This is a genomic window from Stenotrophomonas sp. GW821-FHT09E08 (assembly GCF_059416125.1).
The window spans coordinates 266,408-286,589 of record NZ_JBWKOO010000001.1 but is presented as its reverse complement, the minus strand read 5'-3'; the positions used below and the strand labels follow the sequence as shown (position 1 = coordinate 286,589).

Annotated in this window: 21 protein-coding genes; 2 read left to right on the top strand and 19 right to left on the bottom strand. The window is 66.7% G+C overall.

The window, feature by feature from the left end; translation table 11 throughout:
* Positions 1 to 144 precede the first annotated feature (144 nt).
* Positions 145 to 513: a glycine zipper 2TM domain-containing protein gene (locus AC07M7_RS01340; RefSeq protein ID WP_032127541.1), complete on the top strand. Its 369-nt coding sequence runs from the start codon at positions 145 to 147 to the stop codon at positions 511 to 513.
* Between the two features lie 119 nt (positions 514 to 632).
* Here the strand turns inward: AC07M7_RS01340 and AC07M7_RS01335 are convergent, their stop codons facing one another.
* From AC07M7_RS01335 to AC07M7_RS01315, 5 genes are all read right to left on the bottom strand, one after another.
* Entirely contained in the window at positions 633 to 1,760 is a 1,128-nt protein-coding gene (locus AC07M7_RS01335) for an ABC transporter permease (protein WP_428709294.1), read from the bottom strand.
* Entirely contained in the window at positions 1,757 to 2,944 is a 1,188-nt protein-coding gene (locus AC07M7_RS01330; protein ID WP_495206575.1) for an ABC transporter permease, read from the bottom strand. Before AC07M7_RS01330 ends, AC07M7_RS01335 begins: the two co-directional genes overlap by 4 nt.
* On the bottom strand, positions 2,929 to 3,942 hold the full coding sequence (locus AC07M7_RS01325; RefSeq protein ID WP_495206574.1) for an HlyD family secretion protein: 1,014 nt from the start codon (positions 3,940 to 3,942) through the stop codon (positions 2,929 to 2,931). Before AC07M7_RS01325 ends, AC07M7_RS01330 begins: the two co-directional genes overlap by 16 nt.
* Positions 3,935 to 5,335, bottom strand: coding sequence for a TolC family protein (locus AC07M7_RS01320; protein WP_495206573.1), 1,401 nt, complete (start codon positions 5,333 to 5,335; stop codon positions 3,935 to 3,937). The genes AC07M7_RS01325 and AC07M7_RS01320 overlap by 8 nt, the downstream gene beginning before the upstream one ends.
* A 78-nt stretch (positions 5,336 to 5,413) precedes the next feature.
* Entirely contained in the window at positions 5,414 to 6,307 is an 894-nt protein-coding gene (locus tag AC07M7_RS01315; RefSeq protein ID WP_046983255.1) for a LysR family transcriptional regulator ArgP, read from the bottom strand.
* 107 nt (positions 6,308 to 6,414) lie between these two features.
* On the opposite strand from AC07M7_RS01315, the gene AC07M7_RS01310 reads away from it, so the two are divergent.
* Positions 6,415 to 7,035 (top strand): LysE/ArgO family amino acid transporter, encoded by a 621-nt coding sequence (locus tag AC07M7_RS01310; protein ID WP_046983254.1) that lies wholly within the window; start codon positions 6,415 to 6,417, stop codon positions 7,033 to 7,035.
* A gap of 96 nt (positions 7,036 to 7,131) precedes the next feature.
* Here the strand turns inward: AC07M7_RS01310 and AC07M7_RS01305 are convergent, their stop codons facing one another.
* The 14 genes from AC07M7_RS01305 to AC07M7_RS01240 all read right to left on the bottom strand — a co-directional run bounded on the left by AC07M7_RS01305 (position 7,132) and on the right by AC07M7_RS01240 (position 20,143).
* Positions 7,132 to 9,186 (bottom strand): TonB-dependent receptor plug domain-containing protein, encoded by a 2,055-nt coding sequence (locus AC07M7_RS01305; RefSeq protein WP_495206572.1) that lies wholly within the window; start codon positions 9,184 to 9,186, stop codon positions 7,132 to 7,134.
* A gap of 253 nt (positions 9,187 to 9,439) precedes the next feature.
* The gene (locus AC07M7_RS01300) at positions 9,440 to 10,909 is read right to left on the bottom strand and encodes a M23/M56 family metallopeptidase (protein ID WP_136638311.1); all 1,470 of its coding nucleotides are present in this window, start codon (positions 10,907 to 10,909) and stop codon (positions 9,440 to 9,442) included.
* On the bottom strand, positions 10,906 to 11,289 hold the full coding sequence (locus AC07M7_RS01295) for a BlaI/MecI/CopY family transcriptional regulator (RefSeq protein ID WP_495206571.1): 384 nt from the start codon (positions 11,287 to 11,289) through the stop codon (positions 10,906 to 10,908). Before AC07M7_RS01295 ends, AC07M7_RS01300 begins: the two co-directional genes overlap by 4 nt.
* 91 nt (positions 11,290 to 11,380) lie before the next feature.
* Positions 11,381 to 12,172, bottom strand: coding sequence for a type I methionyl aminopeptidase (gene map, locus AC07M7_RS01290; RefSeq protein ID WP_428709304.1), 792 nt, complete (start codon positions 12,170 to 12,172; stop codon positions 11,381 to 11,383).
* Between the two features lie 10 nt (positions 12,173 to 12,182).
* Positions 12,183 to 12,395 carry a ParD-like family protein gene (locus AC07M7_RS01285; protein WP_478474990.1) on the bottom strand — a complete coding sequence of 71 codons (213 nt, stop codon included), beginning with the start codon at positions 12,393 to 12,395 and terminating at the stop codon, positions 12,183 to 12,185.
* 68 nt (positions 12,396 to 12,463) lie between these two features.
* A complete protein-coding gene (locus tag AC07M7_RS01280) occupies positions 12,464 to 12,823 on the bottom strand; it encodes a bleomycin resistance protein (protein WP_046983248.1) in 360 nt (119 codons plus the stop codon).
* Positions 12,824 to 12,999: 176 nt separating this feature from the next.
* Positions 13,000 to 13,884, bottom strand: coding sequence for a hypothetical protein (locus AC07M7_RS01275; protein ID WP_046983247.1), 885 nt, complete (start codon positions 13,882 to 13,884; stop codon positions 13,000 to 13,002).
* A gap of 3 nt (positions 13,885 to 13,887) precedes the next feature.
* Positions 13,888 to 14,952 carry a GNAT family N-acetyltransferase gene (locus AC07M7_RS01270; protein ID WP_495206570.1) on the bottom strand — a complete coding sequence of 355 codons (1,065 nt, stop codon included), beginning with the start codon at positions 14,950 to 14,952 and terminating at the stop codon, positions 13,888 to 13,890.
* Between the two features lie 29 nt (positions 14,953 to 14,981).
* A complete protein-coding gene (locus tag AC07M7_RS01265; RefSeq protein ID WP_046983245.1) occupies positions 14,982 to 16,382 on the bottom strand; it encodes an aspartate aminotransferase family protein in 1,401 nt (466 codons plus the stop codon).
* 64 nt (positions 16,383 to 16,446) lie between these two features.
* Positions 16,447 to 17,163, bottom strand: coding sequence for an MtnX-like HAD-IB family phosphatase (locus AC07M7_RS01260; RefSeq protein ID WP_046983244.1), 717 nt, complete (start codon positions 17,161 to 17,163; stop codon positions 16,447 to 16,449).
* A 174-nt stretch (positions 17,164 to 17,337) separates the two neighbouring features.
* A complete protein-coding gene (locus tag AC07M7_RS01255; RefSeq protein WP_495206569.1) occupies positions 17,338 to 18,540 on the bottom strand; it encodes a DegT/DnrJ/EryC1/StrS family aminotransferase in 1,203 nt (400 codons plus the stop codon).
* Between the two features lie 10 nt (positions 18,541 to 18,550).
* Entirely contained in the window at positions 18,551 to 18,949 is a 399-nt protein-coding gene (locus tag AC07M7_RS01250; protein WP_041864489.1) for a DMT family transporter, read from the bottom strand.
* A complete protein-coding gene (locus AC07M7_RS01245) occupies positions 18,946 to 19,305 on the bottom strand; it encodes an EamA family transporter (RefSeq protein ID WP_012510464.1) in 360 nt (119 codons plus the stop codon). The genes AC07M7_RS01250 and AC07M7_RS01245 overlap by 4 nt, the downstream gene beginning before the upstream one ends.
* Before the next feature lies 1 nt (position 19,306).
* The gene (locus AC07M7_RS01240; RefSeq protein WP_046983242.1) at positions 19,307 to 20,143 is read right to left on the bottom strand and encodes an alpha/beta hydrolase; all 837 of its coding nucleotides are present in this window, start codon (positions 20,141 to 20,143) and stop codon (positions 19,307 to 19,309) included.
* Positions 20,144 to 20,182 lie beyond the last annotated feature (39 nt).

Below are 20,182 nucleotides of genomic sequence, written 5' to 3'. Positions count from 1 at the left end.
GACGGCGCCCATCGCGATGGCTGATCGTGATGGGCGCGGATTTTCTTCCTGAACGGGTGATGGCCGATGAAGTGGCGGACACATGCATTTCACTTCCGGTTGCCAACCGCGGGAGGAAACTTGTGCCATACCGGACCTCAGGAGATGGCCATGAAGACTTCGACCCGATTGCTTGTGCTGGGCACGCTGCTGGCGGCATCGTCCGTTGCCGGCGCACAGACCTACGGACCACGTGATGAAGGACGCAAGTTCAATGACGGCAGCCGCGTGGTCTGCAAGAACGTGGAAGTGCAGCGCAACTCGCGCGACCCGAACCGCATCACGGGTACCGCGACTGGCGCCGTGATCGGTGGCCTGCTCGGCAACCAGGTCGGCGGCGGCAACGGCAAGAAGCTGGCCACCGTGGCAGGGGCCGTCGCCGGTGGTGCGGCGGGCCGACAGATCCAGGGCAACAGCCAGCAGAAGAATGGTGATCGCGTGGTCGAACGCCGCTGCGAGCGCGTCTACCGCTGATTGATCGACCCGTCACCCCTTCCACACTGCAGTACTCGGACGCCGGCCCCACGCCGGCGTTCGTCGTTATGCAAAAAGGGGACGGAGGGGATTAAGTCGCAATCCCCCCAACCGGCCGCTTACGACTTAATCCCCTCCGTCCCCTTTTTTGCGAGGAGGCGCCAGGCGGCGAGGGCACCGTAGAGCAGCAGCAGGGCGCTGAGGGTGATCAGCTCGTGGCTGACTTCCGCAAGACTGGCATCCATCTGGTTCAGGCGCACCATCAGGTTGATGCCCGAGGTGGTCGGCAGCAACTGCGCCAGCCAGACCAGCGGTTGCGGCGTCATCACCGCCGGCCACGACAGGTTGGCCAGGAAGAACAGCGGGATCGAGGTGGCAATGATGTACTGGAACGCACGCTCGCGGGTGCGGAAGAAGCTACCGACGAACAGGCCGAACGCCACCGTGGCGGCGATGAACAGGGTGCCGCCCAGCAGCTGGCCCAGCGGGTTGCCGCCGCGCGGATAGTCCTGCACCCAGGCGGTGAAACCGGCGTAGTAGAACAGGCCGAACAGTCCGATCAGGCCGAAGCCCAATGCCATGCCCCCCAAAGTCGGGAGGTCGAAGCGGAGTCGCCGGCCGAGTGCGAGGCGGCGGCCGCCGAGCAGGACGCCGATGCCCATCAGCAGCGTCTGGTGCACGATCAGCTCGGCCACGCCGGGCACGATGGCGCTGCCGTAGCCTTCCTGGGTGTTGTACAGCGGGCGCTGCACCAGGGTGATCGGTGGTGCCTGCGGCGCGCCCATGAAGGCGGCCTGGCCGACCACGGCGTCACGTCCGAAGGCACCCAGTGCATCGGCCACGCTGCCCAGCACCCAGCTGGCGCGGCCCAGGTAGGCACCGTTGCCGAGCAGCACCAGCTTGGCAGGATGGCCGCGCAGGATGTCGCGCTCCAGGTTGGCCGGGATCAGCACGATGCCTTCGGCGTGGCCGGCTTCCAGCTGTTGGCGTGCGCTGTCGATGTCGGCCGGTTGCCCGACCACGCGCGCGACCCGCAGCGCATCGAGCTTGCGCAGCAGTTCGCGGCTGGTCGCGCTGTGGTCTTCATCCACCACCAGCACCGGCAGGTTGCTGGCCACCTGGTGGCGGTATGCGGCCGGGTAGAAGAATGAATACAGGATCACCGCGCCGACCATCACCACGATCGCATAGCGGTCGCACAGCACCGCCATCAGGGTCTGCCGCAGGCTGCGCCACAGTGCGCTCATGCGTCGGCCCCTGCCGGTTGTGCGGCCTCGGGCGCACGCGCGAAGGCGATCAGGCGCAGCCCACCGATGCCGCCGGCTACGACTGACATCAGCAGCAGCGTGGCCAGCGGCCACGACGAGACCAGCAGCGGCGAACCGATGAACTGCTGCTGGGTCTGCAGCTTGATGTAGGCGCTCAGTGGCAGCAGCTGGTGCCAGATGCGGGTGAACAACGGGCCGTCCAGCACCGGGAAGGTCGCGCTGGAGAACGCCAGCGCGGTGCCGATGCTGAGGCCGACCGCGGACAGCGCGGTGCCCATGTCGCGGGTGACGCCGACGAAGAACAGCGCGTAGGCGGCGGTAGCCAGATAGAACAAGGGTTGTGCGAGCAGCAGCAGGAGCACGCTGCCCGCCACGCCATCGCCGCGCAGCCAGGCGAGGTAGCCGATGCCGAGTGCGCCATACAGCGAGAACAGCAGGATGTATGGCGCGACCTTGCCGGCGATCGCCGGCCACGGCGTGCGGCCCAGCCAGGCGCGCAGGGTGCCGTCGCGGATCTCGCGGCCGAGGCTGCCGGCCACGGCAAGCGCCAGTACCAGTGACAGTACCGCCGGGAAGATCAGCGGCAGCAGGAACAGTTCGTAGCTGCGTGCAGGGTTGTAGAGGATGTCCGACTGCACCGCGATCGGCGCCGCACGCAGCTTGCCCGGGCCGACCTGCAGGCCGATGCGCTCGCGTAGCAGGCGCGCGTTCCAGGCCGAGACCGCGTCGCCGATATCGCGCGCAGCGGATTGTCCAGTGGTCATGTAGGTAGCATTGTAATAGGCGAACACCGTGCCCTGGCGGCCACGCAGCGCCTGCCGGGTGACGTCGCGCGGCACCAGCACGATGGCGAACACGTCCAGGCTGCGCAGCTGCGAGCGTGCGTCTTCCAGGTCCGCCGGCTGGCTGGCGATGCGCACGCCGGGACTGGCATCGAGCATGCGCAGCAGCAGGCGGCTGTCACCGCTGTGGTCGAGGTCGACCACGGCGATGGGTATGTCGCGCATCACCGAGGGCGTGAACATCCACGCCATCACGGCCAGCATCAACAGCGGCAGCAAAGTGACCAGCATCAGATCGGCGCGGCTGCCGCGCAGCGCACGCAGTTCGCGCCGCCAGGAGCCGGCGAAGCCGCCGCGGTCGGGGCTCAGTGCTGGGGCCATGCGAACAGCACGCTCATGCCCGGGCGGAAGCCCTCGATGCGGCGTACCGGGCGCACCCGCACCTCGAAGCTGCGGACGTCGTAGCCGGACGACTGGCGGGTGGTGCGCCAGGTTGCATAGTCGCCGGCCGGGTTGATGAAGTAGACCTCGAATTCGCCGTCCTGGCCGAGCGCCGGCACCCTGCCGCGCAGCTTGCTGCCGACCTTCAGGCCCTGCATCTGCGATTCGCGCAGGTTCATCGCCACCCACATGCGGTCGATGTCGACCAGTGTGAACACCGGGTAGCCGGCCGGCACCAGTTCGCCCGGGTCAGCCATGCGCTTGTTGATCTCGCCGGCCACCGGTGCGCGCCCTTCGACCTCGACACGCGCAGCGTTGACTTCGGCCACCGCGCCCTGTGCCTGCTGCACCTGGCCCTGCGCGGCACGCTTGTCCTGCTCGCGTGCGCCGGCCAGTGCCATGTCGTACTGCGCACGCGCGGCACGCGCCAGTTCCCGGGAACTGGTGGCCTGGGCATGCGCCTCATCGCGCTTCTGCCGGGTCATCACTCCTTCGTTGAACAGGTTCTGCACGCGCCGGTAGGTGGCTTCAGCCAGCGTCGCACCGGCTTCGGCCCGCTTCCAGTTCGCTTCGGCGGCGCGGATGTCTTCGCTGCGCGCGCCTTCGTCGGCCTTGTCGGCCACCGCCTGTGCGGCGGCCAATGCACCGTGCGCCTGCTGTTCCTTGGCGGCCACTTCGGGGCTGTCGAGCAGGAACAGCACCTGCCCGGGCTGCACGCGGTCGCCCTCGCGCGCCTTCAGTTCGGCCACGCGTGCGGTGATCTTGGCGGCCACGTTAATCGTGTCCGCATCGGCCATGCCCTGGATCTGGTCGCCCGGGCTGCGCCAGGCCAACCACAGGCCCAACACCACCACGATCAACAGGACCAGCACCAGGATCGGCCCCAACCGGCGCTTGCCCGGCGGTGTCGTCAATTCGTCGTGCAGCACATCACTCATGGTCGATCACCTCGTCCGCACGGCGCCGGAATTCTTCGAAACGGTCCATCTGTCCACTTATCTCCAGCAACTGTGCCAGCGCAATATCGTATTGATAGGCGGCCTGCGCGCGCTCGACGCGGGCGCCGCCGAGGCCGAGCCGTGCATCGATCACATCCAGCGAGGTGGCCTGGCCCTCGCGGAACGCCAACTCCTGCAGGCGCAGGTTTTCCTGTGCCTGGGCAATGCTGCTGTCGAGCAGCACGTACTGCTGGCGCGCGGTTTCCAGCTCGTTCCAGGCCTTGCGCACGCCCAGCGCGACCTGGTTCTCGGCCTCACGCAGGCCCGCTTCGGCCTGCTCCTGCTGCGCACGCGCGGCGCTGATCTGCGCCGGTCGCGAGTTTGGCGACAGGAAGGTGTACTTCAGGCCGATGCCGAACGCCCAGTCCGGATCGGTCAGCATCTCGTCGCGGCGGCGGAAGTCGTACTGGCCGAAGGCGAAGATCTGCGGTTTCAGCTTGGCCTGCTGCACGCGCACGCCCTGTTCGGCCTGCGCCACCATCGCCCGCAGGCGTGCGATCTGCGGCTGGCGTGCCTGCGCGGTGCGCTCGAAGCTGGTGACCGGATCCAGCGGCACGCGCTGCACGAACAGCGGTGATACCGGCTGTACTTCGCCACCACTGCGCAGCAGTGTGGCCAGCGCCGCCTTCAGCGTGGCCAGGTCGTTCATTGTCTTCTGGTACTCGCGCTCGGCCTTGTCGCGGGCCACGGTGGCCTGCAGGCGCTGTGCACGGGTGGCGAAGCCCTCACGTTCCAGCTTCTCCGCGTCGGACAGGTGGCGGTTGAGGCCATCGCGCACGTCGCGCCGCACATCCACCGCCTGCTCGGCCAGGCGCTGGCCGAAATAGGCCTGGGCCAGCTGCACGGTCAGCGATTGGCGTTGAGCCTCGCGCTCGGCGCTGGCCTGCTCGTGGGCAGCGCTGGCGGCACGTTGCGCGGCCGGAATCACGCCGCCGGTGTACAACGGCAGCACCGCAGTGACCACGGGCCGGGTACGCCAGTCGCGTTCGGTGAATGACAGCGGCGAGTCGATGCCATAGGCCTCGGCCACCGGCGCCAGCGAACCCAGTGGCAGGGTGAGGGTCTTCTGGAACTGCAGGCGGCGTACCTCGCCGGTGATCTCCGGCAGGCGCAGCAGGCGCGTGGCTTCCTGCAGGTCCTGCTTGTTGCGTACGGCGGCATCGGAGGCGGCCAGTGCGTCGGAGACCTGCTCCAGCCGCTGCCGAGCCTGTTCCCAGTCCAATGCGGGTGCATCGGTGAGAGTCTGCGCCGCTGCAGCCAGTGGCAGGCAGGCTGCCAGTGCCAGCGCGGCCTTCGCGCAGTGCATCCTTGTACGTCGGCCGATCACGCCCATGCCGTCCCAATGGTGAAGAAGTGCGCAAACGGTAGTGCGCGCGGCGTGAAGCCCGGGTCTGCGGTCATTGGATTGTCCTCATCGTAGGGTGCCGCTGGCCGCAGTGCGCAGCGCCTGGGTGATGTGCTGCAGCGTGCTTGAGCGTACGGCGGCATGCTGCCAGTACAACGGCACATCGAGCCAGCGGCGGGGTTCCAGTACCACCACGCGGCCCGCGCGCACGGCGGGCGCGACCAGGGTTTCCGGGGCCATGCCCCAGCCGAGTCCGCACGCAGCGGCTTCGACGAAACCGGTGGAGGAGGGCAGGTAGTGTAGCGGTGGCTGCAGGCGGGCGCGGGTCAGGCGCCGCACGAAGCGCCATTGCAGTTCATCCTTGCGGTTGAACACCAGCATCGGTGCGCGCGCCAGTGCCGCAGCCTGCATGCCGTCGCTGAAGTACTGGCGGGCGAAGCCGGGCGAGGCGACAGCGTGGTAGCGCATCGCGCCGAGCGGGTGCACGTTGCAGCCTTTCACCGGCTGGCTTTCGGCGGTGACCGCGCCGAGCACGCTGCCATCGCGCAGCAGCTGCAGGGTGTGATCCTGGTCGTCCATGCGCAGGTCGAACAGGTAGCCATGGCGCTGGTGCAGTTCGGCGATGGCTGGCACGAACCAGGTATCAAGCGAGTCGTCATTGACCGCCAAGGGGATCGGTGTGCGCGCGGCATCGCTGCCGCGTTCGGGCAACAGCTCGGCCAGTGCCTCGGCCTCCAGCGCCTGCATCGGCCGTACCCGGCGCAGCAGCGCTTCACCTGCGGCGGTGGGCCGGCACGGTGCCTGGCGCACGACCAGCACCTGGCCGAGCCGATCCTCCAGTGCCTTGATCCGCTGCGACAGCGCCGACGGGCTGATCGACAGGCGGCGCGCGGCCGCCTCGAAACTGCCTTCTTCCAGCACCGCGGCGAAGGCGGCCAATTGCGGATGTACCAGGTCCACGTGGAAGCCTCTTCAGTTTTTCTGCACAGGATAAAGAAAAAGCAGATTGTCTTAACGGGACCATTGGCCGCACCCTGCGCGTCCCTTCACTGCCTGGCCCGTCCCTGATGTGGATTGCCGCTACCGCCGCCGGTCTGTTCGCAGGTGCTGGCCTGATCATCGCCATCGGTGCGCAGAACGCCTTCGTGCTGCGCCAGGGCCTGCAGCAGCATCATGTGGGAACAGTGGTACTGGCCTGCGCCGGCGCAGACATCGTGCTGATCCTGGCCGGGGTGGGCGGGATGGCCGCGCTGGTGCTGCAGTGGCCGCTGCTGCTGCAGGTGCTGCGTTTCGGTGGCGCGGCATTCCTGCTCTGGTACGGCCTGCAGGCGGGGTTGCGCGCGTGGCAGGGTGGCGGTGCGCTGGCCGCAGCTGACGCACAGGGCGGCAGTGGACGACAGGTGTTGCTGACCTGCCTGGCCTTCACCCTGCTCAACCCGCACGTCTATCTGGATACCGTGGTGCTGCTGGGCAGCCTGTCCACGCGTTACCCCGGCGATCTGCGCTGGGCCTTCGCCGCCGGTGCCTGCATTGCCAGTGTGGCCTGGTTCTGCACGTTGGGCTATGGTGCACGCCTGTTGCAGCCGGTGTTCCGCAGGCCGAGTGCCTGGCGGATGCTGGACGCGGGCGTGGCGGTCTTCATGTTCTGCCTCGCCATACTGCTGCTGTTGCGCCCGCTATCGCCATGAGTGCATGACCCACGCCGCTGTTGTGTGCTTGATCTGCCGATACGTTTCACGCGGCCGGCTATCCCACGCTTGAGTTGTACCCCTTGCGTACGCTGATCACAGCGGGAGTTCCCATTGCAGGCGAAGACCGGGCACGGAACGTCGGGTGTTGCGAAGTACCTGCGATCCGCCTTCGTCGAAACGCCACTGGCCGGTCTCGAGGTCCTGCGCCAACAGGTTCGAGGCGGTCAAGCGCAGCTTGCCGCGCCGTTCGCTTGCGTACTGCGCCCAAGCCTCCAGCTCGCGTCGATAGGACGTGATGTCCAGCTCGCTCAGGCTGTAGCGTATTCTGCCTCCGCTGCGATGGGTGTACGCCAGGCCACTGCTCCAGCGCGATGAAATGCGGTAATCGAGCGACGCACTGGCGGTGAATGGCACCTGGTCTTCAATCCGATTGTCAGGCCCGGGAAGATCCCTGACTCGGGAGTGGTTCCAGGTGGCGTTGCCGCGCAGCTCGATATCCGGCGCTCTGCGGTACAGACGTGCCAGCGGCATCCTGCCATCCATTTCGATGCCCCAGGCCGTGGCGCGGGTACCGTTGACCGGCGTCGATACCCAACGCCCTTCACGCAGGATGGTTTCATTGCGGATCGGCGCGTCGATGCGGCGCAGGTAACCGCCGATGCTCCCCTGTGTACCTTCACGGCCGTGCATTTCCCAGGCCGCATCCAGACCCCATGCCAGTTCCGGACGCAGCGCTGGATTCCCGATCTCGTCGGGGTTCAGTGGGCGGTTGTTGGTGGAGGTATACGGCCGCGGGACCAGTGAGCGCAGTGCCGGTGCGCGGAAACTGCGGCTCAGTGATACCCGTAGCTGGTCCTTGCCCTTTGCGCGCTTCCAGAGACCCTGCAGGACTGGCGTGAAAACGCTGGCCCGGTGACGCATCGCAGCGAAGCCACGCCCTTCGCTGCGGGTCTGCAGTTGTTCCCAGCGACCGCCGACATAGAAGGCGCTGCGCGTTCCCAGTGGGAACTCGTCCTGCGCATAGACGGCGATGCGGTGCAGGCGCGCATCAAAGGAAAGGTCGCTGATCGTCGATGGCTCATCCGGGGAATACCGGAGTTGCTGCAGGCGTGATTCGCGGCGCGAATCCATGCTGCTTTCGGCACCGACCTGCAATGTATGGCGACCCCGCGCCGGCAGAGTCCACTGCACGCGGGTAGTGCCGCCCAGCACATGCAGCTGCGCATCGGTGCGATCGAGAAGGTTGTCCTGCTGCCCCGCATCCTGTCCCTGCTCGCGGAAGCGGTAGTTTTCGCGGTTGCCATCCAGTGCCAGACGCAGGTTCAGGCTGCCGCCGTCCGGTAGCTCCTTCTCCCATTCCGCGCTGGCCTGGCCCTGGTCAAGGCGCAGGCGCGTGCGCTGCTGGTAATGTGGAGTACGCAGTTCCGCACCCAGCGCCGTTTCCCAATCGATGTACATGTCGCGACGGAAGTCGGATGCATCCACCAGGGCCTGCAGTGAAAGAGTGGTGTCCTCGCTGGTTCTGAGCGTCAGTGAGGGGGCGAGCGAGACGCTGTCACGATGCCCGGTGGCGCGCAGGCGGGATTGTCGATGCAGCAACGGCGCGCCAACACCATCCCAAGCATCTTCTCTGCTGCGTTCCTCCACCAGGAAGCCACGGGCAGTAGCTGTGGCGGTCAGTGCAAGATCTCGGTCCAGGCCGGCATGGGTCTGCCGCCAGCTTGCCGATGGGGTGCTGCGACCCTGATTTTCGGCCCATGAAAGTGTCAGTCGCTGGCTGTCTTTTGCAATCGGCGCGCGGGTGACGATGTTGAGTGTACCGGCGACGGCACCCATGCCCTGGTCAGCAGTAGGCGCGCGCAGGATTTCGATGCGCTCGATCAGATCGGTGGCCAGCGAGTCCAGGCTGAAGCCAGCGGGCGTACGCTGGCCGTCCAGCAGGATCTGCGTGTAGCCGGCGCCCAGGCCGCGTAGTGATACGCTGCCTGGGCGGCCCGGAGCACCACTGGAAACGCTGATGCCGGGCAAGCGCTTGAGTGCCTCCAGCAGGTCGGTGTCGCCATGCCGTTGCAGTGCCTCGCGGTCCACCACGATGCGACTCGCGGTGTCGTCACGGCGAGCATCGTAACGCTCGGCTTGGACGTGCACTGCATCCAGATCGGTCGTGTTTGAAGGGGCGGGTGTCGTTGGTGGAAGGGCCGCAGCATTCGCTGGCGCCATCAGGCAGCCAATAGTGAGCCACATGCCAGTGTGTGGCCGCAGCGTTGTCGGGGAAGGCGATGATCGTCGCATGGTCGTGCAGTTCCTTTGTCACGGCGGGACAGCGGGCCGCAGGAGGTCCTCCCGCGGCCGGGTATCGAAACGATGCATGGAGGGCGGCGGCAGAGCGCCGATCAGTGCATTACTGCAGCCAGTCCTGCGGGTCCACTCGTGTTCCGTTGCGCAGCAGTTCCATGTGCAGGTGTGGCCCGGTGGTACGCCCAGTGTTGCCGCTGCGGGCGATGGGATCGCCCCTGCGCACGCGCTGGCCTGGCTGTACCGCGAAGTCCTGCAGGTGCGCAAACAGCGACTGCCAGCCAGCGCCATGATCAATCACGACAACCGTGCCGTAGTTGGCGCCATCGGGATAGGCGTGGGTGGCAGCGATCACTGTGCCGTCGGCGGGGGCGAGCACGGCGGTGCCTCGGCGCGCGGCGAAGTCGGTGCCGCGATGGGCGCGCTGGCGGAAGTCGGAAACATGACCGAATACGCTGGTAACCCGCGTATTGGACAGCGGCGCAGCGAATGAAGGGGCTGGCGGCAGCGCTTCTTCCAGGACTGTTACTGATGTGACCGGCAATGGAAGCGGAAGAGACGGCGGCCCTGCCATCGCGGCGGCTTGGACGGTGGCCAGACCGACCGTGCAGGCGGCGCCCAGCGCGACCAGCAGCAGGACGCTGGTGATACCGGGGCGGCGACCCGCATCGCCCTGCAGCATATGCTGAAGGCGTAGCTGGTGGCCGCCGAAATCGCGATGGGTCAGGGCACTGGCTGGCTGCTCTCCCGTTGCATGGCGAAGTGTCTGGATATAGGCGTGGGCCAACAGGCGGCCATCGTTGCTGGCACCCCCCTCGGCCAGTGCACGCGCATCGCATTGCAACTCGGCGGCCAGCTGCACGCGCGCGGCAATGCGTCGTACGAACGGATTGAACCAGTACAGCGCACCGACCAGTCGCATCAATGCAGCGCGCTGGGGATCGCGGCGCTGCAGATGGGCCGCCTCATGGCCAATGACCAGGCGTAGCGTTCGATCCGGCAGGGCCAGGCTGGCCGCCGGCAGGATGATCTGTGGTTGCGGCCTGCACAGGGCGAACGGCGTGCCGTTGCCGGCTACAAAACGCAGCGCGACCCCTTTCTGCTGCAGCTCCCGCATGATCTGGCGCGATTGCGGTCCCGGCAGTTGCATTGACTGCAGCGGCTGACTCTCGCGCAACAGGGCGCGCAGCCGGCGGCTGGCCAACGCCCACCGAGCGAGGGCCAGCAGGGCCCCTGCGATATGGACGGTCAGCAGCAGTGGCGTCAGCCAGGCCATCAAGGGTTCGGTCGCCGCGAGTGCAGGCAGCTGCACGGACAGCAGTGCGCCGGTGCCGCTGTCCAGCGCAACCGGCAATGTGCTGGACAGCTCCTGCAGCGGCGCGGCCTGCATCGGCAGCATCAGCGCCAGCAAGGGGGGCAGCACAGCGCACAACCACGCCCCCAGCCAGAAACGCGCCGACGCATGCGAGAGCCCGAGCTGGCGCTGCAACAGTTGCGCGCCGTACCAGACCAGGCCAGCCCCGAACAGGCTTGCAGTGAGGCTGATCATCCACAGGCCGGTTGATGACAGGCTCATGGCTGGTCCTCGTCGCCCTGGAGCAGCAGCGCCTGCAGTTGCTCGATTTCCTTGTCGCTCAGCAGGCGGCTTTCGGCGAAGGCCTGGGTCGGCAGCGGCCCGTCGATCTCCAGTACGCGGCGAGCGAAGTCGGCACTGAGTGCGGCCAGGGTGGCCACCTTGCCGACCTGGGCGCTGTAGACATTCAGGCCGTGCTGGCTGCCCTCTTTCACCAGCCCCTTGTCGACCATCCTTTCCAGCGTCTTGCGCGTGGACGAATACGACCAGTCCAGTGCAGCAGCTGCCGCGTTGTGCAGTTCACGCGCACTGCAGGCGCCATCGCGCCACAGGCACTTCAGCAACTCCAGTTCGGCGTTCGAAGGTGTTGGGGCGCGGGGCATGGCCAGACCTGTGCGTGCGATTGATGTCGCGAGTGTGCGACATCTGTCGCATGCCATGCAAGAGGGGCATCGAAGCGCGGAAGTGCTGAGGTCAGTCGATCGCCATCCGGTCGATGTCGCACAACGGCGTTTCGCCGGGGCGCAGGGTCAATACGCGCACGCCGCTGCGGGTGACCGCCACGGTGTGCTCGAACTGCGCCGACAGCTTGCCGTCGCGGGTGTAGACCGGCCATTCGTCAGGCTGTTGGCGGATGGCCGGCTTTCCCTGGTTGAGCATCGGTTCGATGGTGAACACCATGCCTTCTTCCAGCACCATGCCGGTATTGGGATGGCCGTAGTGCAGGATCTGCGGTTCCTCATGCATCTCCTGGCCGATGCCGTGGCCGCAGTATTCCTTCACTACGCTGTAGCCGTGGCTGCGCGCATGGCGGGCGATGGCGTGGCCGATGTCGCCCAGCCGCGCACCAGGACGCACGGCGGCAATGCCTTTCCACATCGCCTGGTAGGTGGTCTGCACCAGCCTGCGCGCGGCGTAGTCGACCTCACCGACCAGATAGGTGGTGCTGGAGTCGGCAATGTACCCGTTCTTTTCCAGGGTGATGTCGAGGTTGACGATCTGGCCGTTGCGCAGCACGTCGGTGGTGCTGGGCACGCCGTGGCAGATCACGTTGTCGATCGAGGTGTTGAGCACGTAGGGGAAGCCGTACTGGCCCTTGCTGGCCGGCCGCGCCTGCAGTTCATCGACGATCATGCGTTCGACGAAATCGTTGATCTCCATGGTGCTACGGCCCTGCAGCGGCAGCCGGTCGAGTGCGGCGAACACCTGCGCCAGCAGGCGGCCGGATTCGGCCATCAGCGCGATCTCGTCGGGACGCTTGATGATCGCCATTGGCTCAGGCCTGGCCCGGCGGCAACAGCGGCGGCTGCACGCCCGCCGCCCGCAGTTCGTTGGCGACGATGTCCTGGAAGCTGAGCGTGGGGTTCAGCTCGCACAGCATGCCGACCCTGATCCAGAAATTGGCCTGGGCATTGATCGAGCGGCTGGAAACGGTGCAGGCACGGCGCAGTTGGTCGTGCAGGGTGTCATCGATGTTGACGATGCCCATGGGCGGTCCTGGAGGAGTTGATATACGAATCGTATACGTTTCGTATATCCACCTCAAGGCCAGGCGGTTCAGCTGGCGTCGGTGGCAAAGCGCAGGCGGTTGCCGTCCGGGTCGTGTAGCAGCATCTCCCGGCTGCCCCATTCGGTGTCGTGTGGCGGTTGCTCGATCGGCACGTTGGCGGCACTGAAGGCGCGGTGCAGGCTGTCGACGTCGTCGACGATGAAGTACACCGCGCCGCCGACCTCGCAGTCACCGCTGTGTTCGGTGAGGAAGATCGTCTGGCCGTCGCGGGTGAGCTGGGCGAACAGCGGGAAGCCGGGTTCGAAGCGGTGTTCCCAGTCAACCACGAAACCGAGCCCCTGTACGTAGAACGGCACGGTGGTATCGGCGTGGCGCATGCGCAGTTGCGGGATGACGGTCTGGGGCATGGCGAGGGCTCCTGGGGCAGGCGTCCAGTGTAGTGCCGGCCGCTGGCCGGCATCCTCGTGAGCCCGGGAACAATGAGGTTGCCGGCCAGCGGCCGGCACTACCGACTCTGCCTGGGCCTGGTAGTTGCCAACCTTGGTTGGCATTGCCGGCCAGCGGCCGGCACGACCAGAAGCGGTCAGCAGGCCGTCGGCACCGAGGCCATCGCCGCCAGCAGCTCCCGGTTCACCTGCTGGTGCCGCGCCTGCCACACCGGCAGATCCCCGGCGCTGACGTCAGGCTGGCCATCCAGCGACGACAGCCAGCGCTTGAAGCGGCTCTGGTAGTGGGCCAGCGACACTTCGCCGGTGATGTCACTGCCGGCCAGGCCACCGGCGCGCAGCGCTTCGATCACCACCAGTGCGTGTTCCAGCTGGAAGCGGCCCTGGTCCCAGTTGCTGCGGGCGACGTCCTCGGCGAACACGTCCTTGTCGATCGACAGGTAGGTCGGCTGCGGCGACTTGGCCTGCTCGGCGGCGAATGCGGCGACCAGCGCCTCCGGATGCTCGAAGCGGCGGAATGCATGGCCCATGCCCAGGCGGTGACCCCAGCCCACGTCCACGTCCATGCACCAGTACGTCAGCCGGCCGCTCATCAGCGGGCGCCAGTGGTTCTCCCAGGCATGGCCGAGGCCGATGTCGCTGGAGGTGATGCCGAGCACGTGGATGTGCGAGATCTGTGGCAGCTTGCTGGCGGCGTTCACCCACGAACCGCAGTGCATGCCGAACGGGAAACGCATGTTGTCCGGATGGTTGTCCAGCACCACCAGCTGGAACGGCGCCTGCATGCGCATGCGCTGCAGCAGCGGCAGGCTGAGGTGATGGAAGTCGCCACTGCCGAGCATCACCGTGCCGAGCTGCGCGGGCAGCGGTGCCAGCACTTCAGTGGCGAAACGCTCCAGGGTCGCATTGCTGCAGGCGAAGCGCAGTGGATCGTGCCACTGCGACAGGGCCAGGGTCTGCGCTTGTGGCAGCGGCAGCACGCCACCGTCCAGGTCCAGGATCAGCGGGGAACGCAACGGCATCGTTCAACCGCCTCCATCAGGTTCGCCCTGCAGGTACGGTGCCAGCCTGCGCAGGGCAGCACGCAGCAGCGGGGAACGGGCGTGGATCGCATGCCGGGTGGAGGTGAAGCTGGCACCCAGTTCGGCCTTGATCCGCGAATCGGTCCAGCCGGCCACGTAGTGGCTCAGGCCGTGCTGCAGCGCGTACTCGAGGTTGTGCATCCAGCTCACCGCGTACAGGTTGTGCTCGCGCGATTGCGGATAGGCCAGGCCGATGTACTTGTCCACCAGCTTGCCGGCATGCACGTAGCACAGGTTCCAGCCGATCAGCTGGCCCTGGTGGCGGTACAGGAACATCCGTCCCTGGCCCTGGCTGTCGGCCAGAAGGTACTGGAAATAGGGCAGGTCGAGCTGGTCGAAATGCACCGCGCTCTGCGCGAACACGCCCAGGTACAGCGCGTACAGTTCGGCCTGCAGCTGCGGGTCGGCCAGCGCCGGATCACCAGTGGCTACGCAGTCGATCTGCAGGTCATCACGCGAGCGCAGCTTGCGCCGGATGTTCTTGCGGCGCGAGGAGGACAGGCGGCCGAGATAGCCGTCGAGCGAATCGAAATCGATCGCCACCCAGGCCAGCGGCATGCCTTCCAGTTCAACGAAGCCGCGTTCCAGCAATGCCTGCAGGAACGCGCCGCTGTGTGCGTTGGCTGCGTCGTCCAGCAGCGGTGAATCGATGTCCAGGTCCTTGACCACCAGCAGGCGCGTATCGCCGGTCGCGTGACGCGTCACGTCCTCGGCCAGTGCCTCCGGCGCGACGTGCGCCGGCAGCGGGGTGTACTCGGTGCTGGTGGCACCGATGAAGCGGGTCTGCCAGGTGATCCACGGCCGCCACAGGCGCGACAGCGGCAGGCCGAGCAGCTTGCCGCGGAGTGCGTCGTCCATCGTGGTGGTCAGGTCCAGCGGCGCACGGAAGGTCGGCAGGCCACTGGGCAGGCGGCCTGCCTCGAAACCGAGCGGCGGGTGGGCCAGGAAGCCTTCCAACAGCGCGGCCGGTTCCAGCGCAGTGCTGGATGCACGTGACGTCATCTCCATCGGCACGGGAACCGGCAGCGCATCCGACCTCAGCCCTTGGCCTTGGTCAGCGCCTGGTCGAGCAGGGTGATCGCCAGGTCGATCTCTTCGTAGCTGATGTCCAGCGACGGCGCGAAGGTGATCACGTTCTTGTACCAGCCACCCACGTCGAGCACGAGGCCCATGCGCTTGCCGTCGTGCAGCAGGTCACCGGCCAGGCCGATGTCGACCATGCGGTCCAGCAGTTCCTTGTTCGGGGTGTAGCCGTCGGTCTGGCAGATTTCCGCACGCAGGGCCAGGCCCAGGCCGTCGACATCGCCGATTTCCGGGTGGCGCTTCTGCAGGCCACGCAGGCCGTCGAGGAAGTACGCGCCCTTTTCCGGCACGGTGCGCTCGTAATCCATTTCCTTGCCCAGCTTCAGCACTTCCAGGCCCAGGCGGGTGCCCAGCGGGTTGGAGTTGAAGGTGGAGTGGGTGGAGCCCGGCGGGAACACGGTCGGGTTGATCAGCTCTTCGCGCGCCCACAGGCCCGACAGCGGGTTCAGGCCGTTGGTCAGCGCCTTGCCGAACACCAGCACGTCCGGGGTCACGCCGAAGTGCTCGATCGCCCACAGCTTGCCGGTGCGCCAGAAGCCCATCTGGATTTCATCGACGACCATCAGGATGCCGTACTTGTCCAGCACGCGCTTGAGGCCGGTGAAGAAGTTGCGCGGCGGGATGACGTAGCCGCCGGTGCCCTGGATCGGCTCGACATAGAACGCGGCGTACTCGGCCTGGCCGACCTTGGGATCCCACACGCCGTTGTACTCGCTTTCGAACAGGCGCTCGAACTGCCACACGCAGTGGTCGGAATACTCGTCCGGGGTCATGCCCTTCGGGCGACGGAACGGGTACGGGAACGGGATGAACATCGCGCGCTCGCCGAAGTGGCCGTAGCGGCGGCGGTAGCGGTAGCTGGAGGTGATCGACGACGCACCCAGGGTGCGGCCGTGGTAACCACCTTCGAAGGCGAACATCAGGCTCTTGCCGCCACGCGCGTTGCGCACGATCTTCAGCGAGTCTTCAATGGCCTGCGCGCCGCCGACGTTGAAATGCACGCGGCCGTCGAGGCCGAACTTCTCGTGCATGTCCACGGCAATGGTCTTGGCCAGCTGCACGCGGGTCGGGTGCAGGTACTGGCTGGCCACCTGCGGCAGGGTGTCGATCTGGTCCTTCAGCGCGTCGTTCAGGCGCTTGTTGCTGTAGCCGAAGTTGCAGGCCGAGTACCACATCTGCAGGTCGAGGTAGGGCACGCCCGCACCGTCGAACATGTAGCTGCCTTCACCGCGCTGGAAGATCTTCGGCGGGTCGACGTAGTGGACGGTGTCGCCGAAGGAGCTGTAACGGGCTTCGTCGGCCAGCAGCTGCGCGTCGGAGGCGGCTGCGTCGGCGTTCTTGTCAAAAATGTTCATGCAGTTCGGTTCCGTGAAGGACGTTCGAAAGAGGACAACAGGGGGCGTGCTTGGAAGGGAGTGCTCAGGCGGTGGCCAGCAGCAGCGGCAGTGCGGCAGGCTGCGGGCTGGCGTCGATGCGACGTGGCTGCAGCAGGCTGCCATCAAGCAGGCGCGGCAACAGTGCGATTGCATCGTGGAAGGTGTCGATGGCGGCATGCTCGATGCCGGCATTGCTGCAATGGGTGATCAGGCGACGCTTGGCGAACACGAAGTCGGCGTCTTCGGACACGCAGAAGTCCGAGCTGCCATCGCCGATCATCAGCACGCGCGGTGCTTCTTTGGCGCGTGCCTGTGCGGCGCAGGTGCATTTGCAGGTGCCGCTGCGGCAACCTTCGGCCTGGTAGGGCGATTCCAGTTCCCAATGGTCATCGCACCAGCGCAGGTGGTTGGCCACCACCGGCAGCGGCGGCAGGCCATGGTTGGCGAGGATGCGGTGGATCGCATAGTCCAGACCATCACTGACGATGCGCAGCGGCAGGCCGAGCTGGTCGGCACGGGTGACGAAGGCGGCGAATCCCGGATCGATCTGCACCTGGTCCAGGTGGGCATCGAGCGTGGCCGGGTCGAGCTTCAACAGCCGCACCTGGCCCTGCATGCATTCACGCGAACCGATCCGGCCGGCTTTCCACTGTTCTTCCAGGTCCTGCCAGCCCGGCTGGCCGTACTTCTCCAGCAGCGAGTCGATGACATCTTCGAGGCTGATGGTGCCATCGAAGTCACACAGGATGCTCCAGCGCATGGGCAGGTCCGTCGATGAAAGAAACGTCCGGCGCGATGCCGGGGCAGGCTCAATGTAGGCAGGCAGCCTTTCTCGTTCCTTTCCTGTTGAAAGCCCGCATTTCCGGTCGGGGAAAGCGTTCAGGAAGGTGCAGGGATGAATGCGTGTGGCGCAGGTCATGCCTGCGCCTGAAGGTCAGGCCCGGGCGAGTGCCTGCAGGATTTCGGCGGTGTCTTTACGGGTCTGCCAAGCGCTGTTGCCGAGCGTCAGCATGCGTGCGGCGAAGTCGCGCGCGTTGGGCATCGGGTCACCCGGCACGATGCCGCGCAGGTAGGTGTAGTCGGGCAGGGCATGGATGAACATGCGGCTGACTCCGAGCCCGCGCGGCCACAGCTCTTTCAGCACGCCATCGCGGGCCTGCTGGCTGGGCAGCAGCAGCATCAGCATCGGCCAGGTGCCGCCGGTACCGGCCAGTCCATCGACCACTTCCACCGCCGGCAGTTGCGCCAACTGCACCCGCAGTTGCAGGGCGCGCAGGCGTCCGGCCTGCAGGAAGGCAGGCAGGCGCCGCGCGGCATTGGCTCCGATGTTCTGCCGCCATCGGCTGACCCGGTGCTGCGGGATATCCAGCGCGAAGATGTCACCCACCGCTTCTTCGGGATCGCCACGCTGCAGCGCACGGCGTAGCGGATTGCCATACACCAGCGACAGCAACGACGGGCGGTAGCAGGTGGCCAGGCCGAACAGCTGAACGCTGCGCAGCAGCTCCCACCGAAGGTTGAAACGCGTCTGCTCGGCGGCGTGCTCGGCCAGCGCCGCGCGCAACGCATCGTCACGACTGACCAGCAGGCCGCCTTCATGCAGGCTCAGGCCCTTGCCAGCGGCGAGGCTGAAGAATCCGATATCGCCACGCAGGCCGACACTGCTGTTGCCGACCCGTGCACCCAGCGCCTGTGCGGCATCTTCGATCACCCAGGCGCCTGCTGCGCGCGCCACTTCATTGGCCAGATCCACGTCGGCAATGCGTCCTCCCAGGTGGGTAGGCAGGATCGCAAGCGTGCGCGCATCGGCCAGCCGCTTGAGCTGGCCCGGATCGAAGTCGAAATGACCGCGACGGGTGTCGCACAGCTGTACACGCAGGCCCAGGCTGTGCACCGCGATCGGTACCAGTGGGCAGGTATAGGCCGGCATGATCACGGTATCGCGTCTGGGCGCGCGCCTGCGCAGCGTACGCAGCGCGATCAGCAGCGCGTGGGTACCGGAGCAGGTCAGCTGCAGCGGAGGGGTACCCAGTTGGCTGGCCAGGATCTCGCGCAGGTCGCCACCGCCGGGAAGGAAGTCGCTGGCCTGCATTGGCAGGCCAGCAGTCGGCGGCAGTTCGCGCGCGAACAGGCTCATCGCAACGCGCTCACGTCGTGGCTTCGGCAGGGCTGTGCGGGTCGTCCGCCTCGGCACGGCCGAGGCAGACGATGCCGGCCACGATCAGTACCGCACCGAGCAGATGATGCAGCGTCAGTGGTTCATTCAACAGCCACGCCGACAGCAGCAGCACGCTGATCACCTCCAGGTGCGAGGCCGCGAAGGCAGGTCCGATCGGCGCGTGGCGCAGCAGGCTCATCCAGGTGAAGAACGCGCCCACGTAGCCGAGGATCGCGCCGTACACCCAAGGCTGCGACAGCACGCGCAACAGCCAGGCGGTATTGGCTTCGACCGGCAGCGCGGCATCGCCGGCGTACTTGAAGCACAGCTGGGCCAGCGTATCGAAGGCCATCAGCAGCGGGAAACCGATCACATACAGGCGCCTCACGAGCCGGCCCCCACCACCGCCACGCCGGCGGTGACCAGCAGCATGCCGGTCACCCGCAGCGGTGTCAGTTTCTCGCGGAACAGGATACGGCCGGCGATCATCAGCGCGACGATGTTGATCGAGCCGAGCAGCACGCCCTTGGACAACGGCACCAGTGACAGGAACGCGATCCAGGCGACGAATTCGAGTACATAGCAGGCGATTCCCAACCACAACCAGGGCCGGCTCAGCATGTGCTTCCAGCGCTGCAAGCCCTCTGCTTCATTCGGGTCGCTGGCGGCGGCCTTGAACGCAAGCTGGCCACCGGTATCGAGCACCACGTTGACCAGCCACAACAGCGTGGCGAGTGACCCCATTTCAGGCCACCGCCTTGAGGACGCCGCTGCGTTCACCGATCTCGCTGAAGAAGCGCGCGCTGCGACGGATCACGTCGCGCCGTTCGCGATCGATGGTGATCATGTGGTAGCTGTCTTCCAGCACCACCAGTTCCTTCGGGCCGCTGACCCGCGCCATCACCAGCTCGGCGTTGCTCATGCTGGCCACGTCGTCCTCGCGGGCGTGCATCACCAGACAGGGAGCGGTGACCTGGTGCAGGTGGCGGCGGGTCCAGTTGCTAAGGGCGCGCATTTCGGCCAGGGCATGCCAGGGGTTGCCAGGCAGGCCGGCGGCGGCGCTGTCGCCGGACAGCATGGCTGCGCTGACCTGCGCGCGCAGGCGCTCGTCACGCAGGCCGTAGGGCGGCTCTTCCATGAACATGCGATCGCGGCCGATGTTGAAGCGCTTGAACCACGGCAGCAGGAACGAGAAGCGGGCCACGGCCGGAATGTTCCAACCGTCGTAGCGGAACGTGGCGCCGTATACGCCCACGCCGGAAACCCATTCCGGGCGGCGCGCAGCTAATGCCAGCGACAGTACCGCGCCCATCGACAGGCCGCCGACGAACAGCTGGTCAACCTTGCCGCGCAGGGTCGCTGCCGCATCTTCCACGCCCTGGTACCACTGTTCCCAGGTGGTCGCCAGCAGGTCGTCGACGCTGCCGCAATGGCCGGGCAGCTGCACGCCGTGCACGGTGAAACCGGCATTGTTCAGGCCCTTGCCCAGCATGCGCATTTCCGCTGGCGTGCCGGTCAGGCCGTGAACCAGCAGCACGCCCTGCGGGCCACCGGGGAGGAAGAAGTCGTGCGTTTCGGTCACCTGGCGGCTCCGGGGCGGCAGTGGGGATGGTCAGGATCG

Coding starts and splice junctions, on each gene's coding strand:
- AC07M7_RS01295 (WP_495206571.1), bottom strand. CDS start 11,289: ATGCCCCGCGCCCCAACACCTTCGAACGCCGAACTGGAGTTGCTGAAG.
- AC07M7_RS01340 (WP_032127541.1), top strand. CDS start 145: ATGGCCATGAAGACTTCGACCCGATTGCTTGTGCTGGGCACGCTGCTG.
- AC07M7_RS01330 (WP_495206575.1), bottom strand. CDS start 2,944: ATGGCCCCAGCACTGAGCCCCGACCGCGGCGGCTTCGCCGGCTCCTGG.
- AC07M7_RS01285 (WP_478474990.1), bottom strand. CDS start 12,395: ATGGGCATCGTCAACATCGATGACACCCTGCACGACCAACTGCGCCGT.
- AC07M7_RS01335 (WP_428709294.1), bottom strand. CDS start 1,760: ATGAGCGCACTGTGGCGCAGCCTGCGGCAGACCCTGATGGCGGTGCTG.
- AC07M7_RS01310 (WP_046983254.1), top strand. CDS start 6,415: ATGTGGATTGCCGCTACCGCCGCCGGTCTGTTCGCAGGTGCTGGCCTG.
- AC07M7_RS01260 (WP_046983244.1), bottom strand. CDS start 17,163: ATGCGCTGGAGCATCCTGTGTGACTTCGATGGCACCATCAGCCTCGAA.
- AC07M7_RS01325 (WP_495206574.1), bottom strand. CDS start 3,942: ATGAGTGATGTGCTGCACGACGAATTGACGACACCGCCGGGCAAGCGC.
- AC07M7_RS01245 (WP_012510464.1), bottom strand. CDS start 19,305: ATGGGGTCACTCGCCACGCTGTTGTGGCTGGTCAACGTGGTGCTCGAT.
- AC07M7_RS01300 (WP_136638311.1), bottom strand. CDS start 10,909: ATGAGCCTGTCATCAACCGGCCTGTGGATGATCAGCCTCACTGCAAGC.
- AC07M7_RS01280 (WP_046983248.1), bottom strand. CDS start 12,823: ATGCCCCAGACCGTCATCCCGCAACTGCGCATGCGCCACGCCGATACC.
- AC07M7_RS01265 (WP_046983245.1), bottom strand. CDS start 16,382: ATGAACATTTTTGACAAGAACGCCGACGCAGCCGCCTCCGACGCGCAG.
- AC07M7_RS01270 (WP_495206570.1), bottom strand. CDS start 14,952: ATGGAGATGACGTCACGTGCATCCAGCACTGCGCTGGAACCGGCCGCG.
- AC07M7_RS01320 (WP_495206573.1), bottom strand. CDS start 5,335: ATGGGCGTGATCGGCCGACGTACAAGGATGCACTGCGCGAAGGCCGCG.
- AC07M7_RS01275 (WP_046983247.1), bottom strand. CDS start 13,884: ATGCCGTTGCGTTCCCCGCTGATCCTGGACCTGGACGGTGGCGTGCTG.
- AC07M7_RS01255 (WP_495206569.1), bottom strand. CDS start 18,540: ATGAGCCTGTTCGCGCGCGAACTGCCGCCGACTGCTGGCCTGCCAATG.